This is a genomic window from uncultured Paraglaciecola sp., assembly GCF_937123705.1.
Lineage (GTDB): Bacteria > Pseudomonadota > Gammaproteobacteria > Enterobacterales > Alteromonadaceae > Paraglaciecola.
On sequence record NZ_CAKZKO010000004.1, the window covers coordinates 18,818 to 32,058 of the forward strand.

Below are 13,241 nucleotides of genomic sequence, written 5' to 3' on the forward strand. Positions count from 1 at the left end.
TCACGACCCTGTTAACTGCAATGAATAATGACTTAGAATATTATTCTTTAAATGCTTATTGTTTGATTGAATACTATCTATAAAGCCTTGAATATCCAAGGTTTGATTGTCAGGGTAATTAAATAAATATTGGCGTATTTGGCTCACATCATCTTCTGATAAAGCTAACGAGAATGTTATTACTATAACTTTAGCTGGTCGTTTAGGTACGGGAATTGCCCAGTGTTCCTTCACCTTTTTGCCTAATACAAATAGATGAGATTGCAGGTTAACGGCCATAAGCGACGCAACTTGTTCAGCCGCTACAATGCTAATTTTGCATAAGTTTTGGTGGGGCTGGCTAACAGGATTTTGTACAGTTAAAAATTGCGAGATTGCTGACTTATTAATCTGTGAACAATTATTTTGATTTGCATAGCTAAAATTGGCTGTTAAACCAAGAGGATAATTTACCTTAGTGGCTTGGGAATTGGCTAATGAATTAGGCCTTTGTGTAGTTTGTTTTATAGGGTTAGGTTTAACCTGTTGGAGCGCAGCAGATTGTGTTTGTAATGAAAAATCAAAACTAAATGCAGCTACTCCTACCAACAAAGCTAGCATGAATATTATCAACCAATGTGTGACACGGATTGTTTTAGCTGTTGCGACTTGTACTACTTGGGTGTTGGGCGTTGCTTTTGGTGAACTATTATGACTGCTTGATGTTGCGGCTTGCGCAGGAAAGGTGGCCATTGCTTGTTCAAGGGTATTAACACCCAAAATAGCTATGTTTGATGTCTGTATATTTAACTCATGTAGATTTTGAGTAGGCACTAAAAAGCTAATGTCGATATTGCTTTGCCATGCTGCAATAGTATCAGCGGCTTTAGCGACTTTTAGCGGTACTTGTTGCACAGGTAAGACAAGCCTTTCACTGGTATTGAGTTCGCCCGTTGCAATTAATACTTTGTCACCCGCTTTTGGGGAGCCATCACCTAATAATTCGCGATAATGGGCAGCATGAGCCAAATAAAAGCCAAGTTGCCAACTATTCCCTTGATCGATTGATGCACTTACATTGACACGATAGGACGAGTCACCAAAATCAGCTTCTATGATCCCTGCCCCTTTTCGGACAAAATTATGGTATGCCGAGGTTATAGGAGAAACGGTTGGTGTTCCTCGAACAGACACCACAGACTGAATATCTGCGTCTTGAGCGTATATTTTTTGAATAGCGACCAATCCCTGTGTAGTCGCAACAAAAACGTGTAATTTCATATGAATGCTAGTCCTGGCGAGAATTACGGCATGATGCTGATATGAGATTGTATATCAAGTAACAACTGTAAACGTGGGTCTTGTTCATCAAAAAGGTACTGCGAGGTACCTTCGATGAGGGCCGGAAAATTAATCTGTTGGGTTTTTTGATCGCTTATAACATTCAACACAACGCCTTGCTGAATTTGATTAGTGGTGGGATGTGGAATGTGGAGTATCACAAAAATTTGAGATGCTTGCTGTTTATCTCGCTTAAACTTAATTGTAAATAAATCGGTTTGCCGAGTACTCAAGGCATTAGTGGTACTCGCTGCGGCTTGAGCTGGGCTTTCTGAGAAACTTAAAGATTTAACAATTTGTTGATATTGCCTACGCAAGGGCAGTTGAGAATTTAAAGCCCGCATAATTTGCTCAGAATGCTGAATGTTATTGCCTAGAGCGAGCTGTATTAAATCATTATATAGCACAGCAGGCGTGCCTGTTGGCTGAGACAGTTCACGAAAGGCAACCTTTGCTGTGAAAAGTCTTTCTGGCTGTGCCGATTTATTGGACTGCATGTTCGACTCCATAAAAAGAATTAAATCTGCTAGTGAATATACAAACATCAGAGGCAAAAATTTGCTTTAACGAAGTGGTTTGCTCATCTAATTGCTGAATCAAGTGTATATGTTCAGCTATTGAAGCTTTTGCCGCATGCAGATTTTGTTGTGCGTGGTAATACTCGTCTTCATCTAATAACTCATCTAAATTTTTAAATCCTGATTTGTTATTTTTCTTAAAGGCTTTCTCTGTTTTTTCTCGTTGTTGGCGAAACGCTGGAAATTGTAGATTTAAGGCACTAAAAATAGCGTTCCAACCTAGCTTCTGTTGTTTCAGTTCCAATATTTTTTGGCCAATAGGTGGGATTTGTTTAGGTTCAATTGCGTCTAAATATTCAGAGCAGGCTGTTTCTGGTTGTAGTTCGGACATCACATGACAGATACACAACAATGCTTGCTGAATACTATTACTACAGTCGACTACATCCTCAAGGTATGTTGCATAAGCGTTTTCTGGTATTTGAGTGAGTTTATCTTGCAATCTAGCAACGGATTTTCGCTTAGCTTGTACTAGCACGGCTTGCCACTTAGCAAACACTTGTAAGCGTAAAAATGAACGAAGAAATCTTTGTGAATAAGCCGAGTAACTCATTAATGGTTGTAGTCGGTCAGCTTCTTGCTGAGTTAAACATTTTGGTGCTAAACACAATTGTTTAACGTCTGTTATAGGTTTGCTATCAGAAAACACGGTATCTTGTATATGCTGTTCCCACTGCACCCCTTGACTTGGCTCTTCAGAGAATAAGCGCTCAAGATCGAGTTCTTGGTTTTCAGCATTGGCACCTAATGACTTGGCATAAAGGATCTGTGATTGAGTCTCAACAACATCCATAGCACTCATTGCATCAAATACATCAAACAACGCTGTAGCGTATAATACATAACTTTCTGCATGTGGGTCGTCACTTGCCTGTTGCCAAAAATCTAAAATGTGTTGGTCATTCACGTCATCAGGGGTAATTTGCTGATTCTTCATCCAATTTTCGAAATACCGAAATCGGTTTTGCATTTGCGCTTCGGGTAAATGCTCTTTCAAAAATCGGTAAATAGCTTGCTGAAGTTTTTTTGCTATTTGGTCGACCTGTGTTTGATTTGCCGCCCTTAACTCTTTATCAAATAGACCAATAAAACTTGGATCAACGGCTAATACAAATTCCATTAATACTGCCAAAGTACTTACCCTAACGGGGGAAATATCAAATTGATGATGGGCTAATTGTAAATGAATCACCTCGGGGGTGACCTTGACGCTGTTCTCGCCCGAAGACCATGGCTCTGCAAAGGCGGCCCTGACTCGCTTTGGTGTGTAGGCCTCATCTAGCCAAAAAAAACGCTCAATTGGTGTGCCTACTCTTTTATTTGGATAAGCGTTAACCACAGCCCAATTAAGGTAAACCAATTCTAAACAGGCTTTGGCATAGTTACGACAACTGACATATTGCTGTATTAGATTCACATCACGGCTAATATACTTAAGACCGTTTATTCCCTCTGCTTGCCTTAATCCATCAAATATACTGCGTAATGTATCGCTTACGCCAAAACCAGCTGTTGTTGGCATATTGATTCCTTTTATCCTTATTTATGCCCTCCACTGTAGCTAAAAACGTCAAGAAATTAAATATAATTCAATCCGTTAGTTAAATGCCGACTCCCAGCTATCGACCAAGGCTTGTTTGCCTCTTTTTTCAATGTTGCGAGATACTTGCCTAGCATTTGCATGCGACTTAACTACTGGGCTTAGTTGGGAAATTTGCCGAGTTAAATTGTGTATTTGTAATCGATCTAGAATTTCTATTTTGGACTGATGAGCAGAATAGACAATTGACTCGTGGTTAATTGATTGATGTTGATTACTCAAGCTTGATGCTGGTTTAATTCTATTTTTTCCTGTGAAGTCATCTAAATTTGATAGTAACGCTTGGTGTTTTGTTTTATCTACGAAAGACGGTTGAAATTGAGGTGTAAACTCTTGGTTGTAACCTGCAAGTTTATACTGATGAGCATATTGTAGTACTGAACGAACATATTGTTTAGTTGCTGGAATAACCCCCAATTCACCAGTGGCCGAACGTACTCTTGACCCACCATTGTAGTGAGATAGCGCTATATCTACTCGGCCATCGTATACTTCAATTAAGTGTTTAATAAATTCGATACCAATTTTTATATTGGTTGTAGGATTATACAACTTGTAGCTAGGTACACCAAATTCCAACTTTGCCGTTTGCGGCATGATTTGCATCACGCCTTTTGCACCCGCAGAACTTAAAGCTAAGGGGTTAAAATTTGACTCAACCCTAGCGATACCTAACGCTAGTGCAGGTTCAACCCCTATTATTTTTGCCTGCTCAATAACAATTTTTTTAATCTCTGCCTCTTGTTCAGAATAAGCAAAAGAAGTTGTGCTTATACTTAAAAAAGCAACCATACACATTCTAATCATTAGTTTCACGTTTCACACTCCTATAAATCCAACCGATTTGGGTTGACATGATATATAAAAAGGTTTGAGTCATTATTTTTCGCTCATTGAGAGTTTTTTCAGTCAACATTAGGCTTAACATTTACAACAATTTGAATTGACTCACTTTGAATGACACTAAAAAGCTAGTTGCATGCCCATGTTGCAACTACTTAACGTTACCCCAACTAGGTATGTATGAAATTTGTGAAGTATGTTTCTGGGAAGACGATGGTGCGCAGAATCCGGATGACTACAGTAAGCCAAATCATATATTTTTGAGGCAGGAACAAGATAACTTTCTAACTATTGGTGCTTGTGATGAACTAGGCGCTTGTTACGTTACAAAACAAGCTAAATTACAATAAGAAAGGATGGAAGCTATCAATAACAACGATTTTAAGTATTGGGGGACTATAAACAAAACGTATTTTTCCGGACAGTTCTCAACTTGCTAGCAAATCAACTTGATACAGCAGTTGTATGCTAGACTTTCTCTTTGTACCCTACTCATTTAAAAGCTGAATTGTCTGCGACACACCTTTTTGGAAATTTCGACACAATAGTGACACATTTATTTACTAGTAAAATATGTCCAAGTACTGTTATTAACATTTTCAAATTAATTAAAGACTTATTTTGCAAGGACTTAGAAGCATTAAATACACTCTAATACGTAAATGGTACATCTATGAACAGCCCTAGTATTTATTGGCACGATTTTGAAACTTGGGGTGCCAATCCTCAGAAGGATTTTCCTTGTCAGTTTGCCGGTATTCGCACCGATCTTGACTTGAACATCATTAGTGAGCCGTTAATGATATACAGCCAAATAGCTAATGATTGTCTACCCGTTCCTCAAGCTTGCTTAGTGACAGGTATTACTCCTCAACGTTCGTTAAAAGAAGGGGTAGTTGAAAGAGAGTTTATCGCTAAAATATTAGCAGAGTTTTCTGTCGCTAATACTTGTGTTGCGGGCTTTAACAACATTCGTTTTGACGATGAAATTACCCGTTATACCTTGTATCGAAATTTCTATGATCCTTATGCTAGAGAATGGCAACATGGCAATAGTCGCTGGGACATTATTGATTTAGCAAGAGCTTGCTATGCTCTTCGACCAGAAGGTATTAATTGGCCCGTCAATCAGGATGGAACTCCTAGTTTTAAGTTACAAGAATTAACCAAAGCTAATGATATTCAGCATCAAGATGCTCATGATGCCATGTCTGACGTGTATGCCACCATTGAAGTAGCCAAGCTAATTAAAAAGAAACAACCCAAATTATTCGATTACGTATTTAACTTAAGAAACAAACGAAAAGTGCTAGAACAAATCGATGTGACGCAACTTACACCTTTGGTGCATGTTTCTTCCAAAATTCCTGCAAGCCAAGGTTGCTGCACTTGGGTAGTGCCTGTAGCAGAGCATCCAACCAATAAAAATGCCATTATTGTCCTTAATTTAGCCTTAGATCCCACTCCACTTTTTGCTCTTACGGCGAGTGAAATACGAGAAAAATTGTATACACCCAGTGCTATGTTAGCGGATGACGAACAGCGTTTACCGATTAAACTTATTCATATTAATAAATGCCCCGTGATTGCTCCAGCCAAAACACTCAGTGCAGAGAGTGCTGAACGTTTAGGGATCGACCGACAACTTTGTCTAAGCAATTTACAGAAAATTAAAGCTAATCTGGATTTCAAAAAAAAGTTGCAAGACGTATTCACTCAAAATGAGCAAAGCACTAAGCTTGATCCTGAACATGCATTATATTCTGGCGGCTTCTTTTCGTCAGCCGACAAAAACCTTATGAGCCAAGTTGTTAATGCCAATGTGCAAGACTTAACCGACCTTTCTTTACCTTTTGAGGATGAGCGCCTACATACACTGTTATTTAGATATCGTGCAAGGAATGCGCCTGAGTCATTAAATGAGCATGAAATTGAACGATGGCAGCGCTATCGGCACTTCAAATTCTTCGACAATGAATCACCGGCCAGCATAAAAATGTCGGAATTTTTAGCCCTGCTCGAACAAATGAGTACCGAGTATGCCCGCGTCCCAGAAAAAATTGCGATATTGAAAGCACTATACAATTATGCAAAAAATTTATAAACGAATCGCATATATTGTTAATATACACTTTGCGACTTAACCTCGATTCACTCTTATTACCTAATGTTAGCTTGTGATAGGCCGATAAGAAGTGATTGAAATAATCAAAGGCGATTACATGCTTGGCGTAACACTTAATATTGACAACTCAAACCAATATTTGAATTTAAATATTAGCCCAGACCTAGTGCAAGATAAGATTGATGTGGCCATTGTTCATGAATTTATTAAAAGTAGCAAATACAAAGAATTATTTATTTTTGATGAAAATATCGTCGATGCAATTAACAGTTATAAGTCAGCGGTCAAAAGCAATAGCGTAACAATCATCGAACAACGCATTGGTGAGCGAAGAGATGCCGAAATAAAATGTAAAGTGACTGACGATCAACTGTCTGCGATTTTAACTGTCACATCTGAATATGCAGGCACTCAAGTTTCGATAGAGTCATTGCGTAAAGCATTAGACGAATCAGGGGTAAAACGAGGAATAAGCCATAAACGTTTATCCAATTTAGTGAAACAAAGCGCACAGGCTCTACCTGGCGAAGTTTTTGAAGAGGTAGTAGCCAAAGGATTAGCACCAAAACCAGGCAAGCCTTCGCATTTACTCCCATTAGTACAAAATGCTCTAGATCGAATTTTAAAGCCTCAAGAAGAAAGTGCTTCGCGGGTTGATATGCGGAACCTCGGCGCCATACTTTGCATTCAAAAGGGAACCAAACTTCTACGTAGAATGCCGCCAACTAAAGGTAGAAATGGTTACACAGTAGGGGGCGGTGTGCTTTCTGCTAAAGCAGGAGATTGGCTGAAATTTACGCCTGGTGATGGCACCGTTATCAGTGATAATGATGAAAACTTACTGCTTGCAGATATTTCAGGTATGCCCAAGTTTAAAGACCAAAAAATGTGGGTAGATAATGTTTTTAGTTGCAAAGGGGTAAATGTAGGTACCGGCAATGTTGACTATGATGGTTCAGTTTTAGTAAATGGTGATGTCACTGAGAAAATGATAATCAAAGCCTCTGGAGATGTCACCATCAATGGCTTTATTGAGTCGGCAACCATTCATGCTGATGGAGATATCATCATTACTGAAGGCGCTATGGGTAAAGTGAATGATAGTGGCACCCAATATAGCACCAGTCTAACATCTAAAGGCCATATACATATTCAACACGGCCAAGGTTTAGATATTATTTGTCAAGGCAACGTAACGGTTGGAAGACAGCTTGCTTACAGTAGGATAAATTGCCAAGGAAAAGTTTCGGTGGGTAGTGAAGATAAACCTAATGGAAACCTTTTTGCTTGCTCAATTAAATGCCAAGACAAAGTATCCGCTGGTACCTTAGGCGCAGTCTCTGGGAGTAGTTTAAGTGTTGATTTTAGTGAAGGTTTTAATACGTTAGTTGAACGAAAAGACACCCTTGACGAACTCCTTAAGCAAATTAAACAAAATAACTACAGGCATATGGAGCGAATGAGTATCATTAACTCCAAGTTTATTCCTAAAGAAATGCAGAAACGGGTCGACGAAGCTAATCAGTTGTTTAAAGACGAAACTCATTTACTTCAATGGCTTGAAAACAAAGCCATTGAGATGCAAGACTCCAAAGATAAATATCAAAGTGATGTTCAGCTCGTAGGAAATAAACGTATTTACCCAGGTGTAATTGTCAAACTAAATAATCGTACCTGGCGAGCTGATAGAGAATACGATCGCGCAAATATATGCTTTCGCGAACATCAATGGAGTTTTGAGACTCTAACGTAGAAATTAATTCTCTAAAGTTAGTTTTTCAACCTAGTTAATAGGCTAGATGTGTCCCAGCGCCCTCCTCCATTCTTCTGCACATCAGCATAAAACTGATCAACTAAGGCCGTTAGTGGTAAAGTTGATCCATTTCTTTTTGCTTCATTTAAAGCAATATCTAAATCTTTTCGCATCCAATCAACGGCAAACCCAAAATCAAATTTGTCCGCTAACATAGTTTCGAAACGATTTTCCATCTGCCAAGATTGCGCCGCGCCTTTGGATATAACATCTATAACGCTATGGCAATCTAACCCAGCATTTTCGCCAAAACTTATGGCTTCGGCTAAACCTTGCACTGTGCCTGCAATACAAATTTGATTCATCATTTTAGCGAGTTGCCCACTTCCCACATCACCCAGTAACTGACTGAATTTGGCATAACAATTTATAACCGGCTCAACAGTATTATAATGCGCTTGTTGCCCACCTAACATCACAGTTAGTTGGCCATTTTCGGCCCCCGCTTGGCCGCCAGACACGGGCGCATCTAAAAACCCCACGCCTATATCTGCACAAACCATGGCCATTTCCCGAGCGACTTCTGCTGAAGCGGTAGTATGATCAACAATGATATCACCGGCACTTGCGCCCGCTAAGACGCCGTTTTCACCGAGCATAACTGAGCGTAAGTCATGATCATTTCCCACACATAACAAAATCACATTAGCTGATTTTGCAGCCAGCTTGGGGGTGTCGGCCATAGAGCCAGAAAACGCCTTAACCCAAGCTTGGGCTTTTTCTGTGGTGCGATTAAACACTGTGACCTCATAACCGGATTTTTGACAATGCCCGGCCATGGGATAACCCATTACTCCTAATCCAATAAACGCAATTTTTTGTCCCAATTTATTTTCCTAATTTGAAGTTATTGATCTTAAATGCTTGAAACACAGTAAATTAGTGACAACATATAGCTATATTAAACACATATACCAAGAGAATATTCATGTCAGATACCATATATCAGTTCGAAGCCACTTTAAATAATGGCGAAAATATTAATTTTGAAGACTATAAAGGCAAAGTACTGTTAATTGTGAATACTGCCAGCAAATGTGGTTTTACGCCTCAATATGATGGTCTGCAAAGCCTTTATAAAGACTATCAAGCTCAAGGTTTAGAAGTGCTGGGGTTTCCTTGCGATCAATTTGGTCACCAAGAGCCAGGTGCAGACGCAGAGATCCAAGAGTTTTGCAGTTTAAACTTCAATGTTAATTTTCCCTTGTTTAAGAAGATTGAAGTAAATGGTTCAAACACTGCGCCTGTCTATCAATACCTTAAAGAAGCAGCCCCTGGGGTTATGGGTAGTAAAAGTGTAAAATGGAACTTCACCAAGTTTTTAGTAAATAAACAAGGCAAAGTGACCAAGCGATATGCCTCTACCACTAAACCAGCTGAGATGATTAAAGATATTGAAAAGTTACTCGCTGAATAATTCAATGGTTTGTTTTTTTTGAGCCACAATTAAAAAGTACTTACCTAACCATAAATATGGCTCTGTGGAGCCATATTTAATTTCTAGCTGTTTAAGCTGCTGATAATCGCTTAGCTGTTTTTCTGGCTGTTTTAAATAATCATGAAAACAACGTATGCCCACACGTTTTATAATATTTACGGGTAAGGCGTCGAGCTCAGATAATATAACCTTAGGTTTTTGAGGATTATTGGGGCTTAATCGCACAATATTTTTTTTGGTGGCCATGCCTTGCTCAACATAATCAAAATTACCGTACAACATATTGCCAAATAATTGGGCATCATAATTAAAAAAGCTAAGTGACAGGTGTCCCCCAGGTTTAACTGAGGCAAGCAATTTTTTGATCACTTCAATTGGATCTTGTATCCATTCTAAAACTGCATGGCACAGCACTAAATCATATTGCTTATCAGTGCTTAGGGACAAAATATCCCTATGCAATATTTCAAGATGGCTATCTTTACCTAACTTTTGTCTAGCAAGCTCCAATACTTCACCTGAGATATCCGTTAGGGTGACGTTGTGACCGAGCTCAAGCAAGGCCTTAGTCATCACACCCGTGCCGCCACCGGCATCTAAAATATCTAACGGTTTACCTTGTTCCAAGGTATATTCTTGTAGATGATGGAGTAACAGTTCATGGCGCAATTGCCCCTTGGTTGAGCCATAGATATTTTTCTCAAACTTATCGGCAAAGGCATCAAAATTTTGATCTTGTGTATTTGATTGCATTAATACAAGTTCCCTTAAGCTGGATTATCGATATCAACGAATACGGTTTCTACGCCAAACTCAGTTTGGATATACTCGCCTAGTGCTTTTACCCCATAGCGTTCAGTGGCATGATGCCCCGCAGCATAAAAATGAATCCCCATTTCTCGTGCCGTGTGGATTGTTTGTTCCGATACTTCACCGGTTATATAGGCGTCTATGCCTTTTTCTGCAGCCAATTCAATGTAACTTTGACCACCACCGGTACACCAAGCGACAGTTTCTATTGTATGGTTTTCCCCCGCCTCATATAAAGGATCTCTAGAAAGTTCAGTGGAGATTAACTGTGTTAATTTTGATGGTGAAATCCCACCATCGAATCGGCCTTGCATCACCACCGACTGGGGATTATTTTCCTCTAAAGGTGAAATATCGACAATCCCAAATAATCTCGCTAACTGAGCGTTGTTCCCAAGTAGAGGGTGAATATCTAACGGCAGGTGATAGGCATATAGATTGATATCATGGTGTAACAAACTTTGAATGCGCCTTTTTTTCATGCCTGTTATACACGCCGACTCACCTTTCCAAAAATACCCATGGTGCACTAAAATTGCGTCGGCATTGATGGCCACGGCGTGATCGATCAGCGCTTGTGAAGCCGTGACTCCCGTAACTAGCTTAGCCACAGTATTTTTACCTTCCACTTGCAAACCATTAGGACAAAAATCTTTGACCTTGTCAGGCCTTAATAAAGTATTAAGTAATTGTAATAAATGGTTATTTGATACTGACATTCTATTTCCTTAACAACCCAAAAACAGGTCTCAAATATTAAAACCTAGGACTAATTAGACATTATAAATAAAAAAAGGTATAAAACCTGTCCATATTCTGAAAATAAACATATAAAAGGCAAAGACCTGACTATGAGTAAATTGGATAAAGATCAAGTAATCGCAGCTTTTACCGAAGCTTACACAGCAGCCAATGGTAAGGCGCCCACCGTAGAAGCTAAAGGTGGCTGGTATAGTGTTGATGGTGGCAAAAATATGCGTTTGGCAGATTTGAATGGGATGATTGCTGAGCTCGGTTCAGCTGCCCCCGCTAAAAAATCAAAAGCTGATGCGGATAAACCCAAAAAATCCGAAGCTAAAAAACCAGCAGCCACTAAAAAACCAGCTAAAGCCCCAGCTAAGAAAAAGGCTAAAAAATCAGATTTTTCAGTCAAAGCATTTTGGGCTGAAAAAGTGTTACAACAAAATACTGGTTCTAAGTTACCCCGATAAGCAAAAAGTTTTAAGAAGCCCCATGACACATTAATCATGGGGCTTTTTTATTGCCCCAAACAATTACTCATCAATAGGATGCCAGTGGATAGTGGTATCAAAACGTTCTGCTAATTTTTGATTTAATTCAGAAAAGCGCGTGAGTGGGTTGCTTTCACCAGAGATGCACTGCCATACAAATTTGTGGCAATTGTTTTTGATGACGTCATATTCTGAATAACTAAACAGCTGCGAGACCGCTCTATCTGCGGTACCTGCTTGTATTAACGGAGTATTATTGCCACCACAGGCAACGTAAATTTCATCACCACTGCGTTCTTGAAGAAACCTGTTTGGTGATATACCACGAATTAAACCGTTTCCTTTAAGCTCCAAGATATTCCCATCCACCCATATACCGGTGTGCTCAAACAGGCCGTAAATGCCACATGTCACAACGGCGCCATTAATGGGCTTAACTTTTTCATCAGAATTACCGGGTAACCGGCTAACAGATTGCTCTAATTTTTTACCATTTGAATATTTGGTACCCGCCAACATAGCGATGACACCAGCACCGAGCCACAATAAAGGAGCAGGCATATAGCGTTCCTCAGCAAAAGATTTAGCTCTAGATAAAATGAAACGCTACCAAAAAGCAAATTTCGAATGTAATGGGATGTAACAGCGTATTGAGGTGGCACGGGCATAATTGACTAATTGAATTTTGCCACATATTTAATTAAACACTTAACACCCCTACCCTTGTTGGTTTAATCTGTCGCCCAAGCAGGAAATTATTCACATTTAATGAAAAACACTAATAAGTCGCATACATGAACCACATATCCCCAAAACAAAGTCACTTTTTTGCCCATCTATCACGTATGAAGTTGATTAATCGATGGCCTTTAATGCGTAATGTCAGAACTGAAAATGTACAAGAGCATAGTCTACAAGTGGCTATGGTGGCCCATGCTTTAGCACTTATTCGTAACAAATATTTTGACGGTGATGTTGATCCCAATCAAATAGCGACTATTGCTATGTTTCATGACGTCTCTGAAGTCATCACGGGGGATTTACCCACCCCTGTTAAATATTCAAACCCGATCATTCGCGACGAATACAAAAAAATTGAAAAACTCGCAGAGCAAAAACTGATCAACATGGCACCTGATGAGTTTGCAGAAGATTATGCGAAGCTGATTGATCACCACCATCACGACCAAGATATAGGGTTTATTGTGAAAGCCGCCGATGTGATCTGTGCCTATCTTAAAACACTGGAAGAGCTTTCTGCTGGAAATAAAGAGTTTGAACTCGCCAAAAAACGTTTAGATAAAATATTGAAAGATTACCATTCAAAGGAAGTCGATTATTTTATGAAAGCTTATATACCCAGTTTTAGCCTTAGCCTAGATGAAATCACCCAAGATGATCAGTAACAACAAAACTTGATTAACCTGGCAGCATCTGGTCACATTAGATTAGATGTAATTCGCCTAAAAACTCACAATGGAG

The 13,241-nt window shown here is 39.3% G+C and carries 14 protein-coding genes; 6 read left to right on the forward strand and 8 right to left on the reverse strand.

The window, feature by feature from the left end; translation table 11 throughout:
* From Q0688_RS00290 to Q0688_RS00305, 4 genes are all read right to left on the reverse strand, one after another.
* Positions 1 to 1,260, reverse strand: coding sequence for a hypothetical protein (locus tag Q0688_RS00290; RefSeq protein WP_299071472.1), 1,260 nt, complete (start codon positions 1,258 to 1,260; stop codon positions 1 to 3).
* A gap of 23 nt (positions 1,261 to 1,283) precedes the next feature.
* Positions 1,284 to 1,817 (reverse strand): hypothetical protein, encoded by a 534-nt coding sequence (locus tag Q0688_RS00295; RefSeq protein WP_299071474.1) that lies wholly within the window; start codon positions 1,815 to 1,817, stop codon positions 1,284 to 1,286.
* Complete coding sequence (locus Q0688_RS00300) at positions 1,804 to 3,420, reverse strand: hypothetical protein (RefSeq protein ID WP_299071477.1); 1,617 nt, start codon at positions 3,418 to 3,420, stop codon at positions 1,804 to 1,806. Before Q0688_RS00300 ends, Q0688_RS00295 begins: the two co-directional genes overlap by 14 nt.
* 75 nt (positions 3,421 to 3,495) lie before the next feature.
* A complete protein-coding gene (locus tag Q0688_RS00305) occupies positions 3,496 to 4,305 on the reverse strand; it encodes a lytic transglycosylase domain-containing protein (RefSeq protein WP_299071851.1) in 810 nt (269 codons plus the stop codon).
* 146 nt (positions 4,306 to 4,451) lie between these two features.
* Here Q0688_RS00305 and Q0688_RS00310 point away from each other — a divergent pair, with 146 nt between their 5' ends.
* The 3 genes from Q0688_RS00310 to Q0688_RS00320 all read left to right on the forward strand — a co-directional run bounded on the left by Q0688_RS00310 (position 4,452) and on the right by Q0688_RS00320 (position 8,219).
* Positions 4,452 to 4,691: a CPCC family cysteine-rich protein gene (locus tag Q0688_RS00310; protein ID WP_299071480.1), complete on the forward strand. Its 240-nt coding sequence runs from the start codon at positions 4,452 to 4,454 to the stop codon at positions 4,689 to 4,691.
* A 323-nt stretch (positions 4,692 to 5,014) separates the two neighbouring features.
* Positions 5,015 to 6,445, forward strand: coding sequence for an exodeoxyribonuclease I (sbcB, locus tag Q0688_RS00315; RefSeq protein WP_299071482.1), 1,431 nt, complete (start codon positions 5,015 to 5,017; stop codon positions 6,443 to 6,445).
* A 118-nt stretch (positions 6,446 to 6,563) separates the two neighbouring features.
* On the forward strand, positions 6,564 to 8,219 hold the full coding sequence (locus Q0688_RS00320; protein WP_299071853.1) for a DUF342 domain-containing protein: 1,656 nt from the start codon (positions 6,564 to 6,566) through the stop codon (positions 8,217 to 8,219).
* A 17-nt stretch (positions 8,220 to 8,236) separates the two neighbouring features.
* Here the strand turns inward: Q0688_RS00320 and Q0688_RS00325 are convergent, their stop codons facing one another.
* The gene (locus Q0688_RS00325; protein WP_299071485.1) at positions 8,237 to 9,106 is read right to left on the reverse strand and encodes an NAD(P)-dependent oxidoreductase; all 870 of its coding nucleotides are present in this window, start codon (positions 9,104 to 9,106) and stop codon (positions 8,237 to 8,239) included.
* A gap of 101 nt (positions 9,107 to 9,207) precedes the next feature.
* On the opposite strand from Q0688_RS00325, the gene Q0688_RS00330 reads away from it, so the two are divergent.
* Complete coding sequence (locus Q0688_RS00330; RefSeq protein ID WP_299071488.1) at positions 9,208 to 9,696, forward strand: glutathione peroxidase; 489 nt, start codon at positions 9,208 to 9,210, stop codon at positions 9,694 to 9,696.
* On the opposite strand, the gene Q0688_RS00335 is transcribed toward Q0688_RS00330, so the two are convergent.
* Together Q0688_RS00335 and Q0688_RS00340 are read right to left on the reverse strand one after the other, a co-directional pair.
* Complete coding sequence (locus Q0688_RS00335; RefSeq protein WP_299071491.1) at positions 9,682 to 10,470, reverse strand: methyltransferase domain-containing protein; 789 nt, start codon at positions 10,468 to 10,470, stop codon at positions 9,682 to 9,684. The two genes, Q0688_RS00330 and Q0688_RS00335, sit on opposite strands and share 15 nt — an antisense overlap.
* Positions 10,471 to 10,484: 14 nt before the next feature.
* The gene (locus tag Q0688_RS00340) at positions 10,485 to 11,246 is read right to left on the reverse strand and encodes a Nif3-like dinuclear metal center hexameric protein (protein ID WP_299071495.1); all 762 of its coding nucleotides are present in this window, start codon (positions 11,244 to 11,246) and stop codon (positions 10,485 to 10,487) included.
* 132 nt (positions 11,247 to 11,378) lie between these two features.
* Here Q0688_RS00340 and Q0688_RS00345 point away from each other — a divergent pair, with 132 nt between their 5' ends.
* On the forward strand, positions 11,379 to 11,738 hold the full coding sequence (locus Q0688_RS00345; RefSeq protein WP_299071498.1) for a hypothetical protein: 360 nt from the start codon (positions 11,379 to 11,381) through the stop codon (positions 11,736 to 11,738).
* A gap of 63 nt (positions 11,739 to 11,801) precedes the next feature.
* On the opposite strand, the gene Q0688_RS00350 is transcribed toward Q0688_RS00345, so the two are convergent.
* The gene (locus tag Q0688_RS00350) at positions 11,802 to 12,320 is read right to left on the reverse strand and encodes a hypothetical protein (protein ID WP_299071500.1); all 519 of its coding nucleotides are present in this window, start codon (positions 12,318 to 12,320) and stop codon (positions 11,802 to 11,804) included.
* A 233-nt stretch (positions 12,321 to 12,553) separates the two neighbouring features.
* Here Q0688_RS00350 and yfbR point away from each other — a divergent pair, with 233 nt between their 5' ends.
* Positions 12,554 to 13,165 carry a 5'-deoxynucleotidase gene (gene yfbR, locus Q0688_RS00355; protein WP_299071504.1) on the forward strand — a complete coding sequence of 204 codons (612 nt, stop codon included), beginning with the start codon at positions 12,554 to 12,556 and terminating at the stop codon, positions 13,163 to 13,165.
* Positions 13,166 to 13,241: the final 76 nt, after the last annotated feature.

Excerpts from the sequence above, each read along its gene's own strand:
- Q0688_RS00335 (WP_299071491.1), bottom strand. The coding sequence starts at position 10,470 with ATGCAATCAAATACACAAGATCAAAATTTTGATGCCTTTGCCGATAAG.
- yfbR (WP_299071504.1), top strand. The coding sequence starts at position 12,554 with ATGAACCACATATCCCCAAAACAAAGTCACTTTTTTGCCCATCTATCA.
- Q0688_RS00330 (WP_299071488.1), top strand. The coding sequence starts at position 9,208 with ATGTCAGATACCATATATCAGTTCGAAGCCACTTTAAATAATGGCGAA.
- Q0688_RS00350 (WP_299071500.1), bottom strand. The coding sequence starts at position 12,320 with ATGCCTGCTCCTTTATTGTGGCTCGGTGCTGGTGTCATCGCTATGTTG.
- Q0688_RS00290 (WP_299071472.1), bottom strand. The coding sequence starts at position 1,260 with ATGAAATTACACGTTTTTGTTGCGACTACACAGGGATTGGTCGCTATT.
- sbcB (WP_299071482.1), top strand. The coding sequence starts at position 5,015 with ATGAACAGCCCTAGTATTTATTGGCACGATTTTGAAACTTGGGGTGCC.
- Q0688_RS00305 (WP_299071851.1), bottom strand. The coding sequence starts at position 4,305 with ATGATTAGAATGTGTATGGTTGCTTTTTTAAGTATAAGCACAACTTCT.
- Q0688_RS00300 (WP_299071477.1), bottom strand. The coding sequence starts at position 3,420 with ATGCCAACAACAGCTGGTTTTGGCGTAAGCGATACATTACGCAGTATA.
- Q0688_RS00345 (WP_299071498.1), top strand. The coding sequence starts at position 11,379 with ATGAGTAAATTGGATAAAGATCAAGTAATCGCAGCTTTTACCGAAGCT.
- Q0688_RS00340 (WP_299071495.1), bottom strand. The coding sequence starts at position 11,246 with ATGTCAGTATCAAATAACCATTTATTACAATTACTTAATACTTTATTA.
- Q0688_RS00320 (WP_299071853.1), top strand. The coding sequence starts at position 6,564 with ATGCTTGGCGTAACACTTAATATTGACAACTCAAACCAATATTTGAAT.
- Q0688_RS00295 (WP_299071474.1), bottom strand. The coding sequence starts at position 1,817 with ATGCAGTCCAATAAATCGGCACAGCCAGAAAGACTTTTCACAGCAAAG.